Annotated in this window: 20 protein-coding genes and 1 pseudogene; 13 read left to right on the top strand and 8 right to left on the bottom strand. The window is 54.0% G+C overall.

All coding sequences use genetic code 11. From position 1 onward, the window contains the following. Window positions 1–146 precede the first annotated feature (146 nt). Window positions 147–809, top strand: a complete 663-nt coding sequence (locus ASD36_RS23000; RefSeq protein WP_060506517.1) for a hypothetical protein — start codon at window positions 147–149, stop codon at window positions 807–809. 271 nt (window positions 810–1080) lie between these two features. On the opposite strand, the gene pyk is transcribed toward ASD36_RS23000, so the two are convergent. Together pyk and ASD36_RS23010 are read right to left on the bottom strand one after the other, a co-directional pair. Then, a complete protein-coding gene (pyk, locus tag ASD36_RS23005; protein ID WP_060506518.1) occupies window positions 1081–2520 on the bottom strand; it encodes a pyruvate kinase in 1440 nt (479 codons plus the stop codon). Further along, window positions 2520–2942 carry a DUF1036 domain-containing protein gene (locus ASD36_RS23010; RefSeq protein ID WP_244482369.1) on the bottom strand — a complete coding sequence of 141 codons (423 nt, stop codon included), beginning with the start codon at window positions 2940–2942 and terminating at the stop codon, window positions 2520–2522. Before ASD36_RS23010 ends, pyk begins: the two co-directional genes overlap by 1 nt. Before the next feature lie 246 nt (window positions 2943–3188). Here ASD36_RS23010 and ASD36_RS23015 point away from each other — a divergent pair, with 246 nt between their 5' ends. From ASD36_RS23015 to ASD36_RS23025, 4 genes and pseudogenes are all read left to right on the top strand, one after another. Then, on the top strand, window positions 3189–3983 hold the full coding sequence (locus tag ASD36_RS23015; protein ID WP_060506519.1) for an N-formylglutamate amidohydrolase: 795 nt from the start codon (window positions 3189–3191) through the stop codon (window positions 3981–3983). Window positions 3984–4002: 19 nt separating this feature from the next. Then, window positions 4003–4308, top strand: a complete 306-nt coding sequence (locus ASD36_RS23020) for a DUF1244 domain-containing protein (RefSeq protein ID WP_060506520.1) — start codon at window positions 4003–4005, stop codon at window positions 4306–4308. Window positions 4309–4446: 138 nt separating this feature from the next. Beyond that, window positions 4447–4581: pseudogene (locus ASD36_RS30355) on the top strand (GapR family DNA-binding domain-containing protein); the annotation flags it as partial. A gap of 179 nt (window positions 4582–4760) precedes the next feature. Beyond that, window positions 4761–5021 carry a DUF2312 domain-containing protein gene (locus ASD36_RS23025; RefSeq protein ID WP_112834517.1) on the top strand — a complete coding sequence of 87 codons (261 nt, stop codon included), beginning with the start codon at window positions 4761–4763 and terminating at the stop codon, window positions 5019–5021. Window positions 5022–5052: 31 nt separating this feature from the next. Here ASD36_RS23025 and ASD36_RS23030 read toward each other — a convergent pair whose 3' ends face one another. Genes ASD36_RS23030 through ASD36_RS23040 form a run of 3 tightly spaced genes read right to left on the bottom strand, consistent with a single transcriptional unit; the run spans window position 5053 to window position 7834 of the window. After that, window positions 5053–5736, bottom strand: coding sequence for a hypothetical protein (locus tag ASD36_RS23030; RefSeq protein ID WP_156393908.1), 684 nt, complete (start codon window positions 5734–5736; stop codon window positions 5053–5055). A gap of 27 nt (window positions 5737–5763) precedes the next feature. Further along, window positions 5764–6843 (bottom strand): hypothetical protein, encoded by a 1080-nt coding sequence (locus tag ASD36_RS23035; RefSeq protein WP_060511851.1) that lies wholly within the window; start codon window positions 6841–6843, stop codon window positions 5764–5766. Continuing rightward, window positions 6833–7834, bottom strand: coding sequence for a hypothetical protein (locus ASD36_RS23040; protein WP_060511853.1), 1002 nt, complete (start codon window positions 7832–7834; stop codon window positions 6833–6835). The genes ASD36_RS23035 and ASD36_RS23040 overlap by 11 nt, the downstream gene beginning before the upstream one ends. A gap of 255 nt (window positions 7835–8089) precedes the next feature. On the opposite strand from ASD36_RS23040, the gene ASD36_RS23045 reads away from it, so the two are divergent. Next, window positions 8090–8611 carry a hypothetical protein gene (locus ASD36_RS23045; RefSeq protein WP_060511855.1) on the top strand — a complete coding sequence of 174 codons (522 nt, stop codon included), beginning with the start codon at window positions 8090–8092 and terminating at the stop codon, window positions 8609–8611. A gap of 115 nt (window positions 8612–8726) precedes the next feature. Here the strand turns inward: ASD36_RS23045 and ASD36_RS23050 are convergent, their stop codons facing one another. Then, window positions 8727–9269, bottom strand: a complete 543-nt coding sequence (locus ASD36_RS23050; RefSeq protein WP_112834518.1) for a helix-turn-helix transcriptional regulator — start codon at window positions 9267–9269, stop codon at window positions 8727–8729. Between the two features lie 548 nt (window positions 9270–9817). On the opposite strand from ASD36_RS23050, the gene ASD36_RS23060 reads away from it, so the two are divergent. From ASD36_RS23060 to ASD36_RS23090, 7 genes are all read left to right on the top strand, one after another. Continuing rightward, window positions 9818–11821, top strand: a complete 2004-nt coding sequence (locus tag ASD36_RS23060) for an AAA family ATPase (protein WP_060511862.1) — start codon at window positions 9818–9820, stop codon at window positions 11819–11821. A gap of 87 nt (window positions 11822–11908) precedes the next feature. Further along, entirely contained in the window at window positions 11909–12718 is an 810-nt protein-coding gene (locus ASD36_RS23065) for a metallophosphoesterase (RefSeq protein WP_060511864.1), read from the top strand. Window positions 12719–13012: 294 nt separating this feature from the next. Next, window positions 13013–13258, top strand: coding sequence for a DUF3302 domain-containing protein (locus ASD36_RS23070; RefSeq protein WP_060511913.1), 246 nt, complete (start codon window positions 13013–13015; stop codon window positions 13256–13258). Then, window positions 13255–14196 (top strand): efflux RND transporter periplasmic adaptor subunit, encoded by a 942-nt coding sequence (locus ASD36_RS23075; RefSeq protein WP_060511866.1) that lies wholly within the window; start codon window positions 13255–13257, stop codon window positions 14194–14196. Before ASD36_RS23070 ends, ASD36_RS23075 begins: the two co-directional genes overlap by 4 nt. A 21-nt stretch (window positions 14197–14217) precedes the next feature. Next, window positions 14218–15735 carry a DUF1254 domain-containing protein gene (locus ASD36_RS23080; RefSeq protein ID WP_060511868.1) on the top strand — a complete coding sequence of 506 codons (1518 nt, stop codon included), beginning with the start codon at window positions 14218–14220 and terminating at the stop codon, window positions 15733–15735. A gap of 50 nt (window positions 15736–15785) precedes the next feature. Further along, a complete protein-coding gene (locus tag ASD36_RS23085) occupies window positions 15786–16814 on the top strand; it encodes a DUF1254 domain-containing protein (protein WP_060511915.1) in 1029 nt (342 codons plus the stop codon). Window positions 16815–17051: 237 nt separating this feature from the next. Continuing rightward, window positions 17052–17546 carry a hypothetical protein gene (locus ASD36_RS23090; RefSeq protein ID WP_060511870.1) on the top strand — a complete coding sequence of 165 codons (495 nt, stop codon included), beginning with the start codon at window positions 17052–17054 and terminating at the stop codon, window positions 17544–17546. A 61-nt stretch (window positions 17547–17607) separates the two neighbouring features. Here the strand turns inward: ASD36_RS23090 and ASD36_RS23095 are convergent, their stop codons facing one another. Together ASD36_RS23095 and ASD36_RS23100 are read right to left on the bottom strand one after the other, a co-directional pair. Then, the gene (locus tag ASD36_RS23095) at window positions 17608–19506 is read right to left on the bottom strand and encodes an ATP-dependent helicase (RefSeq protein WP_060511872.1); all 1899 of its coding nucleotides are present in this window, start codon (window positions 19504–19506) and stop codon (window positions 17608–17610) included. Beyond that, window positions 19488–21728: an ATP-dependent endonuclease gene (locus tag ASD36_RS23100; protein WP_082562848.1), complete on the bottom strand. Its 2241-nt coding sequence runs from the start codon at window positions 21726–21728 to the stop codon at window positions 19488–19490. Before ASD36_RS23100 ends, ASD36_RS23095 begins: the two co-directional genes overlap by 19 nt. Window positions 21729–21780: the final 52 nt, after the last annotated feature.

Consider the following 21780-nt stretch of genomic DNA (forward strand, 5'->3'; position numbering starts at 1 on the left):
TTGACAACGCGCGAACCAACCCATCGTTTCCACCGGCTCGATAGGCTGCAGCCTAACCCTTCATTCAACTTTTTATTGTATTCAGTGGGTTGCCGCACGTCGACTTTCCGAAGGTGGGGCAATGAATGATTGCGAGTGGGGGCAGCATGCCGGATACCGTCTGGGTCAGTAGCGTCATGACCGACTACAGCATCGGAGACAAGCAAGGCATCCGTGAAAAATTCTATGGCGGAGATTGGGCGCCTCCGACATTTAAACTCGGTGTCGAACCGGAGCATGTGTATAAAGCCCACCGGCGCCACATCGCAGGTGGTGCGCTCGAGCGCACCGACTTTCCCGAGGCAATGTATGTATTTGCCGAAAACAACTGGAAGCGGGTGGGCGATCTGTTCTGTGCTGGGACCTTCTATGCGGTGAAGGGCAGACTTGCTGACGTGTTGAAAGATTTCGACCTCGGCAGCGGCGGATTGATCGAATTTCCAATCTACCAAGCCGATAAGACAACCCGGCTTCCTGGCCCTTTCTATCTGCTCAACTTTGGTGCGGTGAAGGACAATTTCGTGACGAGCGAAAGCCGCAAGCTGTATTCCCTCCGGACTGTAGCGGAAAATGGATACGAGCTCTGGGCGACGGATGATCTCGAGGACGGCGATATCGCGCTGACAGCAGCGGCTTTCGAGGGGGCGGACCTGTGGCATGAGCGCAAGCTTGAAAGGAGGCTCTTTATGAGCGGGCGGCTTCACGACGCCGTCCTGGCGGCAAAGATAAAGGTCAAGTTTCGCTTCGCGAAGGTACGGATCATCGCTTAGTGGTGCCGCCGGATGCGGTACCCACTTCAAACTTCGCCGCTGCCGTATCGTTTGACGGATTGAAGTGTCCGCCTTAGGCATCGGCCCACCATACACTTTATGGCGCTTAACCTCGTCCCGATCTGTTTTCTGCACACAGGATGAAACTATCTTCTCAAAAAAAACCGCCTGCAACGTCAACGCTGCAAGCGGTTCAGCTCTCCCAGATGCTTCAACCCCGAATTCAGTCAGGGGATGGGCTCCGGGGCCATTCAATCGTTCAAAGCCCGTCTCAGACGCCGCTAAGGCCGTCGGAGCCGATATAGGCGATGCGCAGCATGTTGGTCGCGCCCGGTGTTCCAAGCGGCACACCGGCCGAGATGATCACTCGGTCGCCCGGCTTGCCGAAACCTTCCGTCGCAACGATACGGCAGGCGCGGTTGACCATGTCGTCCAGATCGGTCGCATCGGACGTGACGACGCAATGCAGGCCCCAGACGACGGACAGACGGCGGGCCGTCTGGATAACCGGCGAAAGCGCCAGGATCGGAACCTGCGGACGCTCACGCGCCGCGCGCAGGCCGGTCGTGCCGGAGGACGTGTAACAGACGATAGCCGAAAGATTCAGGGTCTCGGCGATCTGGTGGGCAGCCAGCGAAATCGCGTCGGCGCCAGTGGCTTCCGGCGGGGTGCGCTGGGCATAGATGATGCCCGGATAATGCGGATCGGTTTCGATCTTGCTGGCAATCGAGGCCATCGTCGCAACCGCTTCCACCGGATAGTCACCGGATGCCGATTCCGCCGACAGCATGATCGCATCGGCGCCCTCGAACACGGCGGTCGCAACGTCGGACACTTCAGCGCGGGTCGGGACCGGAGCCGAAATCATCGATTCCAGCATCTGGGTGGCGACGACGACCGGCTTGCCGGCGCGGCGGGCGGCCCGGATCAGCTGCTTCTGCAGGCCGGGAACGGCCTCGAGCGGCATTTCCACGCCCAGGTCACCACGGGCAACCATCAGCGCATCGGACAGTTCGATGATCTCATCGATCCGTTCGATCGCCTGCGGCTTTTCGATCTTCGACATCAGGCCAACGCGGCCGCGCGAGACCTTGCGCACTTCCGACAGGTCTTCCGGGCGCTGGATGAACGACAGGGCTACCCAGTCGACATCATCAGTTTCTAGCACAGCGTCAAGGTCGGCACGGTCCTTTTCGGTCAAGGCGCCGACGCTCAGCAGCGTATCGGGAAGGCTGACGCCCTTACGGTCGGAAATCTTGGTGCCGGCGATAACGGTGCAGACAATGCTCTTACCATCGGACTTGTCGGCGCGCAGATGCAGCTTGCCGTCGTCGATCAGCAGGCGGTGACCCGCCTTGACCGATTCAAGGATTTCCGGGTGCGGAAGGTAGACGCGGGTTGCGTCGCCCAACTCATCCTTGTTGTCGAGCGTAAACGTCTGGCCGGGAACCAGATCGACCTTGCCGGCAGCGAACTTGCCGACGCGCAGCTTCGGTCCCTGGAGATCGGCCAGAATGCCGATCGGACGACCACAGCGCGCCTCGACATTGCGGATGCGCTTGATCAGCGTGCGCATCATGTCGTGGCTGGCATGGCTCATGTTGATCCGGAAAAGATCAGCCCCCGCCTCATGCAGCTTCTGGATCATCTCTTCTTCGCTCGATGCCGGTCCGAGCGTTGCAAGGATTTTGACTTTTCTATTCCGCTTCATCAGTTATGGCTTTCTTGAGTCCCTGGGGTATCGGACAACTGAACCATCCAGCTTCCCTGACGCCCCGTGTCGTATTCCTTGAATCCCATTCGCTGGAAACCCCGCGCAAAGCAGTCCTGCACGCCGGTTACTTTGAACTCGTTTTCGGCAACGCACATATTGACGTCACCCGTCCAGCGTCCACCGCGAGCTGCATCTTCAGCATAGAGATAATAGTAGCGTGATTCGAGTTCGCCCTCGATCAGGGTGGCGCAGGTGGTCGCGGGAACCTGCCACCAGCCCTCTGTGATCCAGCCTTCCTTGGCACGGTAGCCGATCGCCACGCCGACCAGATTTTGGGTACCATTGCAGACACGGAACTCGGCGCGGGCTTCACTTGCGATGAGGGCCGGCGAAAACGCGGTCAGAACGAAGAGGAGAATGGTGCTTAAGGACCAGTTCCGCAGAGTAAGCCTGGAAAAAGGATATCTGGACACGGTTTCCACTGGGTCTCCGTTGGGATTAGTCGAGAGACTTTCTTGCGACGATGGGGCTCGAATGTCAACGTAAGTCTAATCGATTACATCCGGGTTTTTATTGTCGGAAACATCGCAAATCCGCCATTGTCTTGCGATTGCCAGCACAGCGTGTCATCAAATTCCGTCAAGAGCCAAACGAGTTGATACTGTATGCCGGAAACATCGCCCTTCGAGATCATTGCAGGAAACAATGCGGCCGGGTTGGTGCTGCTCGCCGATCACGCCACCAACCTCTTGCCAGCCGAATATGGCAGGCTCGGCCTTCCCGAAAGCGCCTTTGCGCGTCATATCGCCTATGATATCGGTGTCGAGGCTTTGGTCCGGCGGCTGGCAGCGCGGCTTGGCGTTCCCGCCGTGCTCAGCCGATTTTCACGGCTGCTGATCGATCCGAACCGGGGCGAAGACGATCCAACACTGATCATGAAAATTTCCGATGGCGCCATCATTCCCGGCAATCACCCGATAACACCGGAGGAATGGGAAAACCGCCTCAACCGTTTCCACCGTCCCTATCACCGCGCCGTCTCGCAGACGATCGCGGATGTCAGTGCAGCAAGCGGCAAGGCACCGCTGGTCATTTCCATCCATTCCTATACCCCGGCATGGAAGGGCGTAGCCCGCCCATGGCATGCCGCCGTCCTTTGGGACAGCGACCCGCGCGCAGTCACGCCGCTGATCGAAGCGCTGGAGGTTTCCGGTGACATTGTTGTCGGCGACAACGAGCCTTATGATGGCGCGCTGCGCGGCGACACGATGTTTCGTCACTGCATGGAAACCGGCCTCGCCCACGCCTTGATCGAGGTGCGGCAGGACCTGATCGGCGACGATAGCGGCGTTGCCGAATGGGACGTTCGTCTTGGGCCTGTCCTTGAAAATTTGAATGCCCGCCCCGAATTGCACGAAATCAGGCGCTATCCGTCACGGACGGGACCCTACGCATTCTGATAACTGAAAGAGACCGACGATGATCGACCTCACAGCACAACAACAGCTCGAATTCGAAGCCGCTGCTTTTCGCCGCCTCCTTTCCCATTTGCGCGAACGCAGCGATGTCCAGAATATCGATATGATGAACCTGGCCGGGTTTTGCCGCAACTGCCTGTCCAACTGGTATCGCGATGCCGCCAACGCTGCCGGCATCGATATGGACAAGGAACAATCCCGAGAGATCGTCTATGGCATGCCTTACGAGGAATGGCGGGCGCTCAACCAGCGGGAAGCGTCGAGCGAACAAAAGGCTGCCTTTGAAGCGAGCAAGCCAAAGGAATAACGGTCCTCATCGCCCGCTCAGGCCGGAAATCCGCCACATGTTACGCAATGTCACTTGACCTTAGCCGCACTTCGCGGCAGGTCACACCCTCACAAATTCAGTCCACCCTCATTGATATCCCCCAACAAGGAGAACACCATGTCGGATGCCCACGGCGTCGCACGCGACCAGCTTCGTTCGTTCATCGAGCGCATCGAACGGCTGGAAGAAGAAAAGAAGACCATCGCCGACGACATCAAGGATGTGTACGGCGAGGCAAAGGGCACGGGCTTCTAATCACCCCGAAAAAGTATGCTTCAGCAATGAAATCATTAGCTTAGCTGCGACATATTTTCCCCACCGTATGTTGCGCGCGGAGACTCGTCAAGCCCGTTGGCACTTTCCGTACCGCGCTGTGAATAACAAGTTTCAACCCACTACGCCGAGGCGAGCGGCCCGGCACTCAGGAGGCAATTATGGATGAAGTACAGACGTCAGGAACAAATGTTGCGGCGGCGGAGCTGCGCTCGATCATCGAACGCGTTGAACGTCTAGAAGAAGAAAAGGCTGCGATTGCGAGCGACATCAAGGATGTCCTTGGTGAGGCGAAAGGGCGAGGCTACGATACGAAGGCGATCAAAACCATTTTACGGCTTCGTAAAAAGGATGCCAACGAGCGCTTGGAAGAGGAAAGCATCCTCCAAACTTATATGGCTGCGCTCGGCATGGAGTGATTACGCTAGAGGGGAACGGGATGTTGCAACGCTACATTCCGTTCCCAGCGCCGGACAATAAAGCTGACCGCGCGCTTGCCATGATTGGACCTGATGGGTCGGCGGACGTCACTACCATACCGTTCGCATTAAAGAGCGCGCGGCCCAACCTTCCCGCAAATCGGATTTGCACCTTTTCGGTCTTACCAGACCTGCCGTTCAAAACTGAGCGTGACGCCGCGAGAGCATCTTCCCCGCCCTTTACCGATATCGTCGCAGTCGCATTGCCTTCAAGCGCAACATCCGCCAGCAGAATTGTCTCAATCTTGTATCGTTCGCCGACCAGTTCAGAACAAGCGATTGCCCATGCAAGCGGGTCAACACTGGCTGGATGGAGAGAAAGTCGGTAATCTGCCACTTCTATGAGTCGGCTGATCAGGCGGTGAACGCTTTTATTTGGATTAACTATTTCGAGACCGTAATACGCATCGGCAATCAAAAATTCAGACCGGCGGTACTCCAATCTCTCGAAGACAGACTCTCTCCCAAAAGGGTCCACAATGCGTTCGACGCGACTTAGCCGCTCGTAGTAACTTCCGGATATATAGTTTTCGCGGGTCTGCTCCAAAACGAAGCCATCAAAGCCACCATCCTGAAATCCCATAGCTTTCAACCGCCGCGCGATGTCATTGACGGAGGCGCGCCATTCGGCGCGGTACCATCGTCGGCGGGTCAACGACGTAAGCCTTTCCGATCACCGTAATCAATGTGTCGCACGAATGTCCTCCAGGGCTTTTCGAGCAGCATTCTCTATCAGTCCACATAGTTCTTTTCTTCGAGCAGGCGGCACTGCCTTGTAGTTCACGGAATAATCTCCGTCCGACTTTTGCTGGGCATAACGGACGAGGTACTTGAACCCGGTTCCTTCCTCTTGGTTGTCGAATGCCACCTCGAATGAGATTTTATCATTCGGAACCGCCTCCTGAATTGCTCGCCAGGTCATCGAAGTAACGAAGAACCCGCCGTCGCGGAGTTGCTGATAGTGTGGTGATGCAAGCAGATTTTCACCACTTAACGCCACACTTCGTACCACCCCCAGCAGCTCCTCACGCGCTTCTTCACCTTCCTCATCGCCCTCGTCCAGGTCCTGCGCAGCTCCGCCTGCGCTAACCTTTATGTTTACAACCATCTCAACCCGGTGATTAGCGATACCGCGCATAAGGTTCATGAAAAAAATGGTTCTGTTTTCCACCGACAGGTCTGCTACGGAAATCTCTTCCCTTTGAAAAACCGTCTTCTTCTTTCTTTCGATCCGTTCAATTATTGCGGCAACGATCTCATGCCCCTTGTCAGTTGCTGGCATGCGCACGGTCACACGCTTTTCCTCTATGCGGAACTCTAAATCAGCGTCCTTTTCGTGGCGTTGCAACAACGCGGTCCTGGAATAATCAAATTCGCTGTACTTTACATTAGCGGTTACTGCATGGGGTCGAGGCGGATGAATAGTTGTGTCTTCATGCGACTCAAAATCCTCTTGATACTCCAAGAGAGCATCTGCGATATCTTCCGAAGTTACATCGCCACTGAACTCTATGAAGGTGGTACGCTCAGCTCGCTTACTTGGGCCCGCTTGCTCAAGAAGCCCCTCAACATCGAAAAAATCATGCGGCAGAGTGGCGAGGTAATCCACCAGGTCCTCCCTGGACGCCTCCTCGGATATGAAAATTCCCCGATCCCTTGCAAGCTCAAGCAGCTGGCCATGTGTCATCCGCCGCTTGGAAGAAGCCAGGACGTCGTGAATCTCCTTGTCTGACGCGAAGAACTTTTGAACCTTATCGCTCATAGTTCATTCCGATCTGCAGCTCTGAAAATGAGGTTGTAATTTCCACTACCCGTTCGACCGAGATAGACTTTAACCGTCTAGCCAACGAGGAGTCACTGTTAGCACTCTCGCGACCCAAATACTCCGCGATGGCCAGCTGCAGTTTGTTAGTCGCTCCACCAGCGTCTTCGTTCACTCTAAATTCTATTGAAATAGATTCATCCTCAATGATTTGAATATTACGCAGATAATCAATCATATACTTCATAGATGGAACGGTAGCCTCTCGTCGAAGGAAGAGAACTATACCCTGTTTGTTACCGGGTCTTTCCCCGCGTGCAGGAAACGCATACTTCATGGAGATAAACGGGCCTGTTAACATTTCAATTGTGGCGGCGCGCGCCTCTTTTTGTTGTACGTTGCGAATTTGAACCAAATCGGGATGGTGGAATGCGCAATGCTCTCTCAACGGGATTTTCTCTTCACCGCGCATAATCTTGATGGTATTACCAACCCGATCAAGCCAGTTAATTTCATCTGGCCCCAAGACATATACTTTTGACTTCCGGGAAATTCCTGAGCCTTTTAGAGAGATGTAAGGAAAATAACTCTTGAAGTCTCGGTCAAATTCCTTGTCGTGATTATATACGAAAAGAAGCCCGGAAATTTCCGAGGTCTTTCCTTTCACGATATATTGGTCTTGCCAGACATCACTGACTTCCGCACAAGCCACCTGCTTTGCAAGGCTCAGTGCGGCCCCTGAGACCGCGCTCTTCGAGATGGAACCCTTGGCGTAACTCTTCAAATCACACTGGAAATATCGCCTGGCGCGCGCGTAGGGGTCTTCATAATAGAAAACCGCATCGGTTGGGTGCGTTGTAAGGCTGTGCGCTTCAGTTTTCTCGCATGGCCAATTGAAGTTCATAGGGCCGCTCTGGTCCCATAAAAACTCCTTAAAGAGGCTCTGAGAAAGTTTTTCGGCGATCTGAGCGATATTAGCAGTTTCAGCCATTAAAATTGCTGCTTTCCAGTCAGTTTGAAATACCTAATGCCAATAGAGACGCGCCGAAGCTGCTGGGCAAGTACCACATCTTTAGCTGTACACTGGCGCTCAGGTAACGCAATTTCAGGTTTAATTTCAACAGGATTTTTCGTTTGTCGCTGCCAGCAGGCTTTGCATCGCCTTGACCCGCCGCTGGAGTGTGGGTGACGTATGTCATACCAGTCGAAAATCGACTTCCGTCATTTATAGTAGAGGCCCCGACGCATGGACCAACTTGACGATATCATCAGGTCAGCAACCAGGGACATCGCACCGGACTACTTCCATTTACCGGTGGCGGAGCGAGAACCTGCACTCTACGAACGAGCTTATTGCTACGAACTTTATCACCAAATTCGACGCCGCTGGCCCGCAGATACAAATCTCGTAATCACCGGCGAAATCCCTAAACACAGCCACGAGATAATCAAGGAGCAACTCGACACCTCTGTGGTTCCAGACTTTTTGATACATGTCCCGGGGAGTATGGGGCACAATCATGCGATCATCGAAGTAAAATCGGCAAGAGCGACCCGAAGCGGCATCCGAAAAGACTTGGCAACTTTAGACCAATTTTGCGCAAAGGTGGGCTATGCGCGAGCAATCTACCTCTTTTACGGCGGGGTGGACCAAGAATTGGTCGATGAGTTGGCGATGGAACGGCCCGTGGTTTCCAACATAGACGTGTGGTTACATGCCGAGCCTGGTATTGAGGCAGGAATTATAATGATGATCCGCCCCGGCTGATTTGCCCATCAGAATCAAAGGTTTCCACGCTCCGCGCACGTCTAAAGACCCGGGAGCCGGGACCGCCAACGAACATAAAGCTACTGGTTCACTTCCTAGTGCAGGAAGTCTGCGCCTATTTGTCTTGGCTGAAGAGGAAAATTCCCAGGCCATGCTCGCGACCTTCTGGAACAATAATTACGCCATTGCTCAGCAACGCATCTCGCAATTTCAATGCCGATTGCTCTGGAGTTCGCCGAAGACCTCCGCGTTCAATACGGGCTATCGCATCGCGGCCCACCTCTGACAACTCGGCCATCTCGTCTAGGGAAACTCCCAGCATTGCTCGCGCATGGCGAAGGCCTGCAACCCATGCACGGCCGCTCGGTTCCCGCCATCGAACGCCTTCGCCATGAGTTCCCATCGCCTCTATCAATTCGAGGCCTTCGGCTTCCAGCACAGTTGAGACCCGAGCTAACGCGTGATTGTCTGGCAGCTTTCGATTTGGAGATTCCAGGCCAAGGAGAACCGCAGGCGTGATCTTGGCTTCTTTGGCTAACCACGCCTGGGTTTTGCCGAGCATCGACCGCGCCGCCCGCAATTGCCAGTGTGTTGGATTTCCCGCCATAAACGCCGAAAAATGATGAAACAAAAAAAATGTCAACATTTCTGATTTCATCGCGATTAATCTAGTTTTGTAGCTTTAATTCTAGTTTTGTTGCGCGAATCAAAAGTGCGCGCTAAAGGAGTTCCATCGAATCAGTAAACGGACGTCACCTGGGCCAGCCAACGCGCGGTGTGATCCTGTCATCATGATACGGCGAGCATGCTTCCACTGCGGGCAATCCATCGTCGCGTCATGTTCTTGAACGTATCGAAAACAGCAAGACGGGAAGGTGTTTCTCACATGGTAAGTTCTGAAATCGACTTCGAAGTTTCTTCGCCAGCAGAGCTGGTCGCCACTTATCGTCGTCTCGCGGATGACCTTGAACGGTTCGCGTCGCTCGGTCCCGGCTCAGTCCATTCCGAGACATCAGTCTCAGCATGGGTGTTGGCAAAAAGGACCGTACCCGTGCTCATGGGAACGATGGCCGGGCATCCCACCATTAAGACAGGCAACGTCGGATTCACGACCGAGGTCGTCTATGTGGATCAGAGTAATCATCTCGCGCGGACAATTAATCGCTGGTACCGCCTCGGTCGCCCACTGGTCGGGGGAGCCTCCCAATGAAATCCGATCCCGAGCAGGAATTGCTCGACGAAGCGATCCAGCACCTAATGGACGCGACATCCAACCTACGGGCCGTAATCTCGCGAAGCCCGGGTACGATCAGTCGTCGGTCCGCGCCAACCGCATTAGCTGCGAGCCCACGAAAATTTCTGGCTTTCTGTGCCTTCGTGAAACTGATGAGACTGCAGAAGGAATTTTTCGCCGAAGCGACATCGCTCCTCGTCATCACCGTGCCGCGTAATTGGCCTATCGACGATTTCGATTACGTCGCCGATTTATGCTTGAAGTCGAGTGACCGTGGCCTCTCGAAATTGAAAACCTTCTGTCACCCGCCTCGGACAAAAAGAGGGGCGTGGGACTTCAACCCAAGCAGCTACCTCGATGCTCAGAAAGTCATTGTTTTCCTGCCGCGCGGCGCGGAAATCCACCCGGAGTTCGAGATCAGCGCCGACGCGGTCATCGATCTTGAAATCCTTGATGATCGACATCTGGACAGTCTAACCCGGCAACTTGGTAGCGGCCCGCTTTCGGCGGACGAAAAGGAACGCCTCAGGCAACAGGACCCGGCATTCATCAATTCCATTTTTCGAAGAGGCCGGTCAGCCGCTGCTGCGCTAGGCAAGCTTGAGCGTCTTCTGGCCAAACCGACAAAGGGCCAACGATTGGTCCCACTGGCGTCATACGGTGAAGCGGGAAAATGGGGCATGAAGTTCAAGCGCGATCTTCGATTGTGGCGAGCGGGTCAGTTGGATTGGTCCGATTTGGATCGGGGTGTCCTTTTGTATGGCCCGCCAGGAACTGGGAAGACTTCTTTTGCGGCGTCACTCGCCTCCGAGTGTGGTGCGCACTTGGTGCCTACGTCGCTTTCTAAATGGCAGAGCACCGGCCATTTGGGTGACCTGCTTAAAGCAATGAGACAGGATTTTGCCGAAGCTCGCGACAGAGCCCCTTCGATCCTGCTGATCGACGAAATCGACAGTGTCGGGGATCGAAGGTCTTTTTCCGGTGACAACAAACACTACTGCATCGAAGTCGTAAACGGCTTGCTTGAAGCCTTAGACGGCTTGGGCGGTCGCGAAGGCGTGGTCGTTGTCGCATCGACAAACTTCCCTCAGGCGCTTGACCCGGCCCTGCTGCGGTCAGGACGGCTAGAAACGCATGTCGAGATGAAGCGGCCAGGTACAACTGAGCGTGCTGAAATTCTTCAGTTTTACCTGCCCGCACTCGATGCCCCCGAGGAATTCTATAAGATCGCTCGGCAACTAAACGGCAAGACAGGTGCCGATCTGGAGCGCCTGGTACGCAAAGCGAAACAGCGCGCGCGGGGTGAGAACCGGAAGCTAATGATCGAGGACGTGTTGGCTGTCGTGCCGAAGGAGCCCCTGCTCAGCGACGATGATCGGTGGCGAATCTGCATTCACGAAGCTGCTCATGCGTTGGTGACAGAACTGTCAAATCTGGGAAGTGTGACTTCTGTCGAGGTGTTCGATGATTTCCACGACAATGTTGACGCACACGACGCCCTTGGCCGGACCTCGTCGGACTGCCCGGTGCCCCCTTTGAGAACGGAGGAATGGTTCCGCTGGGACATAGCAATAAGCCTATCCGGGATGGCCGGTGAAGAGGTGGTCTTAAAAAATCGCTCAACGACAGCCGGTGGCTCACGGGGAAGCGACCTAACCAGCGCGACCGATGCCGCAGCGCTCATGGTTGCACGATTTGGGCTCGGGAAGCGGCTCTCGGTGTTCCCCGACGATGTTGACCGTCCGGTCTATAAGATTTTCGAAACCTCACCCGTACTCCGCGCCGATGTCGATCACATCCTTCGGGCAGAATATTCGCGCGCCAAAAGTCTGCTAGAGGCAAACCTCAACGCGGTGATCGCCCTCGCCCAAGCGCTGAAAAAGGAAAGGCGGCTGGAAGGGGAACGTCTGAAGACCCTGTTAGCAGGCCTTTGCACTTCCGACGGATCATCGGAACGTCTGGAATTTACCGGCTGATCCATCGCGACCAATCGCGGAACCATTGATACCAATTAAGCCTCCGCCGAACCCCTTTCCTATCCCCTTTGACTTTGAGGCGAAACCATGAAGGCTTGGGTCGTCAGCGATCTCCATATCAAAAATTCCGAGCTTGCTCAGCATGACCTGGAAATTCCCGAGGCAGATATCTGCATCTGCGTGGGAGATGTTTCCGGCATCGTAGAGATGTCGATGGAATTTGTTCTTCGTAACATCAGCCCACAAATGCCGGTCGTAATGGTCCTGGGTAACCACGAATTTTACGGTGCAACGATTCAGGCAGGCCTTCAAACCGCACGACGGATGGCAAAACGCTCCAACGTAACCGTACTTGAGAATGAGGCTCTCGTGCTTGGCAGAACCCGCATAATTGGCGCGACCCTGTGGACCGACTTTGAAATAGAGCACGGGGTCGAAAATGAACTGCCGCTTCCTGAACGGAAATCCTACGCCATCAACATCTGCAAGCGGTACATGATGGACTTTCACGCGATATATCGTTCGGATTGGCCAGAACGGGGAATGCCCGGTCTTCTTACTGCCAAAGAGCTTATTGCACGACACATGGAAAGCCGTGACTTCATCACCCGCGAACTGGAAGACCAATTCGATGGGCGAACTGTCATCCTATCACATCACGCGCCGCTGGCGCGATCTCTCCACCCTGCTTTTAGAGGACACCCGAGTAATGCCGCTTTCGCTTCAAATCTCTCCACTGTAATCGCTCAAGGCAAACCCGATCTTTGGGTGCACGGCCACGTCCATCACTTTCGCGATTATCGCGAAGGGACAACTCGCGTCATCTGCAATCCGAGAGGATATGAGCGTGAACCCGCTCGAACCGGATTCGTGTCCGGGTTTGTAGTCGATATTTGATTGTGATTAGGCGACGCCCCGCAGCTCCGCCTCCAGTTTGAAGCTTTATCGGCCTACATGGGCTTGATTGGCGCTTGGCACAAGGCGGGATAATCAGCCCAGTGCCCGTAAATATTTACCAACATCCGACCGTGTTACCGTTACGTACTTCCGCTCACCGCGAATCTGGTGTTTGCTCCCGTTCACCATACCCGGAGTGACACTTATGAATTTGAAAACGCCAATTTTTCCGACGAAACGCTGGGAGAGGAAGCGGTTTCTTCCTTGTTCAGCGCCGGAGACGAGTGCAACGTCATGAGCGTCCTTGATGTATTCGCCTGGATCGTTCTGATCGTACTCGTACTCAGTACCATCGCGGTCGTCGTTTTTCTCGCCATGCTGCCGGGCATGATTGCCAAGCGCCGAAACCATCCTTGGGCCGACGCTGTAGCCGTCGGCGGGTGGGTGACCCTGTTCCTCGGCTTTGCGCTTTGGCCCATTGTGCTCATCTGGGCCTACGTCGATGTTCCGCACGGTCGTGGTACGGAGGTGGGCAAATGATCATTGTTCTCCTCAACGTCTATCTGGTCATCCTGTTTTGCCTGGTGAAGTTCGGAATTGTGCGTTTCAACCTCTTTTGGAAGGTGTCGCCAGTCATCGTTCTCTTGTTGCTTCTCGTTGGTCTCTTCATTCCGATGAATTGGGGAGCGCCGCAGGGAAGTGCGCTTGTCGTTCGAAACTCGGTCGCAATCGTTCCTGACGTTGCGGGCGAGGTTGTCCAGGTGCCGGTCGTGGCGAATACACCGCTCAAAGCCGGTGACGTCCTCTTCGCGATTGACCCAGTGCCGTACCAATCGAAACTGGATGCCCTGAAGGCACAGCTATCGCTTGCCCAGCTACGGCTGTCCGAGACCAGTAGCCTTCGGGCTACGGGTGCGGGTCGCGCTTTCGACGCTGAACAGGCCCAAGCTGAAGTCGAACAGCTTCAGGCGCAGGTCATCGAGGCGCAATGGAATCTCGACAAAACCGTCGCCCGCACCCCCGCCGATGGCTACGTGACAAATCTCGCGTTGCGGTCAGGCGCACGCGTGACCAACATTCCCCTCGCGCCGGTCATGGCATTCATTGATACAGCCGAAACGATTATCGGTGTTGAGGTGCCTCAAATCGATGCCCGCTATGTTGCGGCAGGCCAGCCGGTCGAAATCACCTTCAAGTATCTGCCGGGAAGAGTCTTCACGGGCAAGGTCGAGAGTGTTCTTCAGGCAGTGGCGAGCGGCCAGACGCAGACCTCTGGATTGGCAGTGACATCGAAAGCAATCCAGAGCCTTCCGCTCGTCGTTCGAGTGAAGCTAGATGACAATGAAGTTGCCGACCAGCTCCCTGCGGGAAGTACCGGGACGGCTGCGATCTATACGGAGCACGTCAAGGCAGCACACTTCATTCGCAAAGTGCTGCTCCGTCAGATTGCCATCACCAATTACGTCAATCCATTTTAGTCCCGTGAGAGAGTCGAACACATGTTCAAGTTCAGTCTGATCCAGGTAGCCGCCCTCATTTCCGCCGTGTCAGCCACATACGTTTTGGCCCAGGACCATCCGGCTCCAAAATTCAAAGCCGACGTTCCACAGAGCATCCAGACGCCCGATACAGTGGAGACCCGCATCGGCACACTCAAATTCACCGATGGCCTGCCCGATGCTGACACAGTGCAAAAGGTCTATGACAACATCGATTTTGCCCGGGGCGTCGAAGCGTTTCTGTCTGGAATGCCCGCTGCCTCCGTCTACGCTCTGTGCAAAGGGCTCGAAGAGGTGGGAGTCGCGAAAAACAAAGGGGTCGGCATCACAGACGATCTGATGGACGCGCGGTCGCTGTTCCTCACCCCGAACTCAACGACCGTTTACGTCTTCTTCTGCATCGACCTGACTGATGGCCCGGTCGTTGCCCAGGTGCCACCTGGCGTACTCGGACCTGTCGACGATGCCTTTTTCCGCTACGTCACCGATGTGGGGATAATTGGTCCGGACAAAGGCAAAGGTGGCAAATATCTCTTCGTGCCGCCGAGCCATTCCGGCGAACTGCCTTCCGACGGCTACTTTGTCGCGAAGCCACCAACCAACACAAATTTGGTTTTCTACCGCGCCTTTGTGAAGGATGGCGATATCGCAGCGGCGGTCAAAAACGTCAAAGCAAACGCCCGCGTTTATCCGCTGTCTGCCGCCAAGGAACCGCCGGAAACGATGTTCGTGAACACGTCAGGCAAACAGCTGAACACGATCCACGCCAACGATTTCCATTTCTATGAGGAACTGAACAGCGTCATTCAATCTGAGCCGGGCGATGCCTTCGACCCCGAGATCGTCGGCTTGCTGGCGTCAATCGGTATTAAGAAAGGCAAACCCTTTGCTCCCGACGCCCGGATGAAAGCTATCCTGACGGACGCGGTGGCAGTCGGTAACGCGACAGCCCGCTCTCTGGTGTTTGCTCCTCGCGATGAACGAGCGCCTTTCTATCCGGATCGTCATTGGAACAATGGGTTCATCGGCAACAGCTACCAGTTCCTGAACGACGGCGAACGCATGCTGGATGCCCGCACCATGTTCCATTACGCCGCCACGGGGATCACTCCAGCGATGGCGGACGCGAAACCTGGCACGGGTTCGGCTTATGCATTTTCAACCAGGGACTCGACAGGAACGTATCTCGACGGGAGCAAGACGTACAAGATTACATTGCCGTCACCTGTTCCCGTCGGTCAGTTCTGGTCGTTCACAGTCTATGACAACCAAACGCGCTCCATGCTGGAGACCGACCAGAAACTCGCAGGCATAGACAGCAATCAGCCGGGCATCGAGACGAACGCTGACGGTTCCGTCACGGTATGGTTTTCGCCGAAACCTCCTTCCGGCCACGAGAAAAACTGGGTCCAGACAATGCCGGGTAAGGGATGGAACTCGCTGCTTCGGCTCTACGCTCCACTTCAGCCTTGGTTCGACAAGAGCTGGAAGCCAGGTGATTTTGAACTTGTTCAGTGAATCTGGCTGAACAGGCAACTCACGATCTGATCGATACAAAGGGACTTGCTATGACCATCAGACATCTCGCTTCTGCCGCCGCTGTTGTTCTCGGCTCTGCTTTCACGGGGTATGCCGGGATATCGACCGCTGCCGAGCCGGTGACGGTAGACAATTTCGGCCGTGCTGAGAGCGTTTTATATTTCGGCAACGTCGTCAAGGATGGCGGCTTTGGTAAATTCTTTCATCGCCGCGAGCCAGCGACCATCGAGAACCAAACCATCATCCGATTGAACCGCGATACGCTATATTCCGGAGGAGTGTTCGACCTTGATGCGGGGCCAGTAACGATAACGTTGCCGGACGCAGGCAAGCGCTTCATGTCGCTGCTGGCCATCGACGAAGACCATTACGTCTCGGCGGTATCCTACGGTGGCTCCAGCACCTTCACGAGGGATCAGGTGGGAACCCGTTACATGATTGTCGCCATACGAACCTTCGTCGACCCCAGCGACGAGGCTGATGTTCGGAAGGTCCATGCGCTTCAGGACGCTATCAAGATCGACCAGGCCGGAGGGCCAGGCAAGTTTGAAGCCCCGTCGTTTGATCAGCCGAGCCAGACGAAGGTTCGTGAGGCCTTGTTGATCTTGGCGACGACGCTTCCCGACTTCAACCACGCATTCGGCTCCAAGGCGGAGGTCGATCCGGTGCGACACATGGTTGCGACTGCCGCTGCATGGGGCGGAAATCCGGACAAGGACGCCACTTATCTCAATATTACGCCAAAGAACAACGACGGGAAAACGGTCTTCAAGCTAAACGTCAAGGACGTGCCCGTTGATGGGTTCTGGTCGATCAGCGTTTACAATCCGAAAGGCTACTTCGAGAAAAACCCTTATAACGCTTATTCGCTCAACAACGTGACTGCGCACAAGAACGAAGACGGATCAATCGGGGTCCAATTTGGTGGTTGCGATGGAAAGATAACCAACTGCCTGCCGACGATGGAGGGGTGGAACTACACGGTGAGACTCTATCGACCCGATGAGAAAATCCTCAATGGTAAATGGAAATTTCCTGAACCTCAGCCCGTGAATTAATCGTGGCTATTTGATCAGCGGGGCGGACTCGCTAACGGCGGTGAGCTGCAATTGCGATCCACCGCCCAACCCTTTTCTCGGCTGCGACTGTTTAGAGACATCCCTGCCCGAGATGGAGCAGAGTTATGTCTCTTCCAGTCTTATCCTGTCCCCACATTCAAAGCACAGACGCCATCCTTGTGGTTGAAGACGAAACATTGATCGCCATTGATATGGGGGTTACGAGAGGGAGATTTAATGGATGAAGTTTATTTCTTCGATTTGCCAGTTTATCGGCTTTCGCCTGAAGATTACGCCCTCGCCTGGGAGAAGGGGGTTGCGGCGGATCGTGAACGCATAATGGGAAAATCAAATTTCCCGATCTCGGACCAGGTAGATCAAAGTATCCGGCACGACCGATATCGTCGATACGGTGATTGGCAATTCAACGAAGTTGTAGCCTATATCAGGTTGTATTTTTGCGGAACTCAGCTGAAATCGGCATATCACTCCGCTGAGAAGACTCGCAATCCGGTCACTCGGCACAAGGTTTTCAATGAGCGCAGCAGGGGACTTAGCTTCAAACTCAGCCTTGGTTCGCAGAGCAAGGCCACAAATCCCGAAATCTGGGCGACAATCCAGGAGTTCGTGCAGGCCTGCAAAGAAATTAAAAAAGATCGCTACATTGATGACAGCACGTTGATGCGGATCGGGCCGCATATGGATTGGCTTTCAATTTGGCGGCAGCGCTGAAGGATATATGCAAGGCGCGTCGGATTCCGACCTTCATAATAAACTACTTCAAGTCGTGCATTTAAACTTCCACAACGTTCTCTTTTCCAAACCACGCCTCAGCCTGTTTCAACACAGCAGGTGTCGGGTTCTGGAAATAGACAGCAAGCACGTCCTTCGCGCGAGTGCAGCAGACATAGAATAATTTTCCGGTCCGCTCTATCACGCTGTCCGTACCGCTACCCTCGAACAGGTAAGTGAAATTGTAGTGATTCCACTCACCGGCATCGAGCAAGACGAGGACACGTTCAAACTCCCGGCCCTTGATTTTATGCTGTGTGGAAAATGTAGTGCGACCCTCCAAGTATTCGTAGAGCTTCTGGAAAGATGAAAACGCGACGCCAATAAGCCGATCAAAGAGGTAGCGCTTTTCTGCCCGGAAGTTGGCAAATTTGTCATCTTTGATGCACAGTCCGTTGTCGTGTGCGAAGTCGATCACATCCAGGATCGGACTGTCTTTCATTGTTCCAATGTCTTCTACGCATTTTTGAATGCGCAGCTTGTCCTGGGCGTTAGTCAGGCGAAATTCGGTCTTCCGCAAAAACTCATTGAACCGCCGCTGTTCATATAGATGGACGACGGACTGAATCTTGAAGACGTGCTTCACGAAATCGCACCGCTTCGATCCCTTTCGAGTTATTTCCTCCTCGGTATGCTTCTTGTCATCGATCAGTTGATCTTTATCAACATACAGTCGCCGAAATTGGTGGAATTCTATCTCGTTTGCGTATTCTAACAGCTTTGGATTGGCATCGATGAATGCCTGCATCCCCGCCGTCGGGCTAACCGCACGTAAAGCATTACCTGTCTTCCCCTTTTGAAGGGAAGCGACGACCTTACCAAACGTTTCGGATTGATAGTCGTTGAGGTTGCCGTTTGTTTTGATGAATTTGACGATGCGATTTCGGAAAGCAAGGACGCGATCCTTGTCGTAGATTTCCATCAAGTCGCCGAAACCTGCCTGTGGGGCGATCAAATTATGTGTAAGGTTCAGCTCTTTCGTTTCCAAAACATCGGAGAAGTCCCAACCTAGTTGGTCGCGGACTTTCTGCAGCCGACTGTCATCCCCCGTCGAGTGATAGAATCTGATGACACCATCCTTGACCTTACCCTGGATCATGTTGGGCGCATTGAGGTCTTTTGATGCGCCCTGGACGATACCGTCTGTTCGCAAGTTGTTGGCCAGTTCAAAAACTAAACGGGGATTTCTACGGTTTTGCTGCTTCCTGACTTCGTCAACGGTCCCGGCGACTACGTAAGGCTGGATCGATCCGACCCCCTCGTCGTAGATCGATTGCATCGCATCTCCAAAAAAGCCGCACAGGCCTTGCCGCGAACTCAGTGGGAGCCAATCGAGAAGAATTTTGACGACTTCCGGCGCGGTATCCTGATATTCGTCAACCAGGATGTAGCGGTACCGGTCGCGAAGAATGTCGCGAATTTTCGGGTAGGTTTCAAACATGGCATGGGCGATGATGATGACCTCGTCGTGCGAAACGATACCATCACCAACCCGCGTGAATTCTTTGTACTGGACCTTTTTTCCGGCGAACATGTTCCCGGACACAACGACTGTTCCGGGTTCCAACTTAGGCTCATCTCCGCTCAGCAGCTCCACCAGAACCTTTCGGAGTTCCTGCTGAAACGGGCTGACCACGTCCCAAAGAAAATCATGGATTGTTCGTACAGTTAGCCGCTCATTGGAAATTCGCGACTCTACCTCCCGAACTGCAGCGTTCGTAAATGTGATACATGCAACGAAAGCGCTAGGATCGGTCCGCAGCAACTCCCCTATCACCTGGACAAGCGAGTACGTTTTGCCGCTTCCGGCCCCACCGCTCAGAAGGAAATTCCTCCCAGCGGCTACGTGCTTCAGGACCTCGATCACTTCCGGTTCAAGATTCAGCCCACCTTGATCCATCGAAGGCCCTCCTCGATGTAACCGGGGGTATTCCAATTATCAAAATCAAAGGAAAATTCCTTTGCTGGACCTAGAGGAGAGGCGACGCTCGACGTGGAGGTCGCACTGTTCAGGAGGATTTCAATGGCGAACGACGGTTTCCTGGTGATTCCATCTTCAGCCATTTCGAAAGACGACCCACCGGCGAGGTATTTTTTGAGGTGTTTTCCTACCAGGCTAGGAAAACCGGCCTTCTGAATGTCAGGCTCTTCCGCCGTTGAGTTGCTGATAAACGCGCGGTTCACATGAAAGAACGCATCCTCAAAACTGCGAGCGTGATACCCATTTCCATCGCCATCATTCTCGGAAATCTGATAGGCGCAGAGGACCTGCCCTTCAACTTTAGGTCCCCACTTCCCTGTATCAGGGTCCTTCCCCACGACCTTCTGTTCAAAAGTTAAGCCCACGAAGTATGAGATGTCAGGCCCTACACCATGGAAGAACTGAAGCGCGTAGTTTGTGGTGTGTGTGGCATTTTCGATCCCGTGCGCTCGGACGGTCTTCTTCTGCTCGCCCTGCTTATTCAGTATGGGGATTCCAAGGTCGCCGAATTCCAGCTCCTCGATTGCGGAGTCGATATCCGTGATTATGAGCGTCTTGACGCCGATGAACTGAAGAAAGATTTCATAAATTTGGGAATGCGCACCGACCTCGATAATCGAGATGTTCTGCGAAAGAAGGGCGACAGGCTGGACAGCGCCATCCGCCCAAGCCTTTGCTGTGTCGATCTGGTCTATTTTCCGCATCATCGCGGGAAGCAGGATGCGCTCTGTATCTCCCTCCACAAGAATCGCCTTGTCCGCGAAAAAGAGCTGCGATCTGTTCAAGGTCAAATATTGTTTCAGAAAGGCGTAGTGTCCCGTTTTCCCAGCCGCCTTGTAGAGCCCGTCCAGTTCTTTCAGACTACGCGACTGAGTGAGACCTTCAATGCGCCTAAAATATTTGATGTCGTCGAAATCGGACTCGGCGACGATATGAGATGAATGCGTCGATAGAACCGTCTGCAACGGCCGTGAGATGCCGTCGGCATTTCTGATGGCTCGGCCCACAAGACGTTTAATGTTGGCAATGAAAATGGCTTGCATCTGCGGATGCGTATGAGCTTCGGGCTCTTCGATAAAGAGCAAATTGATGTCGGCCGGTCTAGGCTTCTGGCCACGCTTGAACTCATTGAGGATGATTTTGATCTCGAAGATAATCGAGATCAGATTCAGATATCCCAGGCCATTGTGGTTTTCGGGCAAGGTCAGATCGACGCCCTGACCATACATAACGGTCGTATTCTCTTGCAGCAGATCACGATGCTGCAAGGTCGACCTGATCTTGATTTCCGTGTCGCCTTCCTTGATTCCGCCGAAACTTCGGACGTCGGAGATAACCTCCTTGAACAGGTTGGCGTAGATGCCATCCAACTGGTCATCGGTGTTGGTAAGCGCTTCCTTGAACGTTTCAAAAACCTCTTCGTCTCCAGCGTCAGAAGCCATGGCGTTGTAGATTTTTGCCGACATTGCCGAAAGGCTGCGATCTGAATCCTTGTTTGAAACCGATCTGCGAGCGTTGATTCTCTTAAAAGAAATGATGTCGTCGATCCGCACCGCTTCGTTCAGCAAGTCTACGTATTCATCCTCCCGCACGGTTCCGGTAATATGGTCGAAGCGAACACTCCGGCGACCAGGTTTGAAATGTCTACCTTGCTCTTCCCTCAGGAATTTCCGCGCGTCCTTTGCTTTTTTTCCGTCCTTTGCCTTTTTATCTTTGTGGTCCTGAAACGCTCGCTTCATGGAAGCGAGGTTCTCTGAGGAGAGCTGATACAGGAAATCGAGAATGATCGATTTGTTTTCTTGAGCAAGGTCCATGACAACGGCGTTGCCCACATTCGCTAAGTCGTCGTGATCATCGTATTGGAGGAACAGCCTCAACGATATTCCACAGAAAGGATACGGGTCCTCCGGCTGCACTTTCTCTTCAAGGAGATCGACCAAATAATTTTGGAATTCAGTATTGAAGTCATCAAAATCAAAACGAGGAAGTCCGCTGCTTGCCAAAAAACGCTCCAGGACGAGAAGGAGCGACGTTTTTCCTGAGTTATTTTTCCCGACAATGATCGAAAGGTATTCCTCCAGGTCCACCTGGAGGTCCTTCAGTGATCGAAAATTCTTGATACAAATCTTGGTCAGCTTCACGAAATTCACCTGCGTTTGTCGGTAGCTGACACAGGTATAGCAGAGCAAAGTG

This window comes from Rhizobium sp. Root1334 (assembly GCF_001426665.1).
Classification (GTDB): Bacteria; Pseudomonadota; Alphaproteobacteria; order Rhizobiales; family Rhizobiaceae; genus Pararhizobium.

Excerpts from the sequence above, each read along its gene's own strand:
- ASD36_RS23050 (WP_112834518.1), bottom strand. The coding sequence starts at position 9,269 with ATGAAATCAGAAATGTTGACATTTTTTTTGTTTCATCATTTTTCGGCG.
- ASD36_RS23085 (WP_060511915.1), top strand. The coding sequence starts at position 15,786 with ATGACCATCAGACATCTCGCTTCTGCCGCCGCTGTTGTTCTCGGCTCT.
- ASD36_RS23080 (WP_060511868.1), top strand. The coding sequence starts at position 14,218 with ATGTTCAAGTTCAGTCTGATCCAGGTAGCCGCCCTCATTTCCGCCGTG.
- ASD36_RS23015 (WP_060506519.1), top strand. The coding sequence starts at position 3,189 with ATGCCGGAAACATCGCCCTTCGAGATCATTGCAGGAAACAATGCGGCC.
- ASD36_RS23020 (WP_060506520.1), top strand. The coding sequence starts at position 4,003 with ATGATCGACCTCACAGCACAACAACAGCTCGAATTCGAAGCCGCTGCT.
- ASD36_RS23035 (WP_060511851.1), bottom strand. The coding sequence starts at position 6,843 with ATGAGCGATAAGGTTCAAAAGTTCTTCGCGTCAGACAAGGAGATTCAC.
- ASD36_RS23045 (WP_060511855.1), top strand. The coding sequence starts at position 8,090 with ATGGACCAACTTGACGATATCATCAGGTCAGCAACCAGGGACATCGCA.
- ASD36_RS23070 (WP_060511913.1), top strand. The coding sequence starts at position 13,013 with ATGAGCGTCCTTGATGTATTCGCCTGGATCGTTCTGATCGTACTCGTA.
- ASD36_RS23095 (WP_060511872.1), bottom strand. The coding sequence starts at position 19,506 with ATGGATCAAGGTGGGCTGAATCTTGAACCGGAAGTGATCGAGGTCCTG.
- ASD36_RS23040 (WP_060511853.1), bottom strand. The coding sequence starts at position 7,834 with ATGGCTGAAACTGCTAATATCGCTCAGATCGCCGAAAAACTTTCTCAG.
- ASD36_RS23065 (WP_060511864.1), top strand. The coding sequence starts at position 11,909 with ATGAAGGCTTGGGTCGTCAGCGATCTCCATATCAAAAATTCCGAGCTT.
- ASD36_RS23075 (WP_060511866.1), top strand. The coding sequence starts at position 13,255 with ATGATCATTGTTCTCCTCAACGTCTATCTGGTCATCCTGTTTTGCCTG.
- ASD36_RS23000 (WP_060506517.1), top strand. The coding sequence starts at position 147 with ATGCCGGATACCGTCTGGGTCAGTAGCGTCATGACCGACTACAGCATC.
- ASD36_RS23090 (WP_060511870.1), top strand. The coding sequence starts at position 17,052 with ATGGATGAAGTTTATTTCTTCGATTTGCCAGTTTATCGGCTTTCGCCT.
- pyk (WP_060506518.1), bottom strand. The coding sequence starts at position 2,520 with ATGAAGCGGAATAGAAAAGTCAAAATCCTTGCAACGCTCGGACCGGCA.
- ASD36_RS23060 (WP_060511862.1), top strand. The coding sequence starts at position 9,818 with ATGAAATCCGATCCCGAGCAGGAATTGCTCGACGAAGCGATCCAGCAC.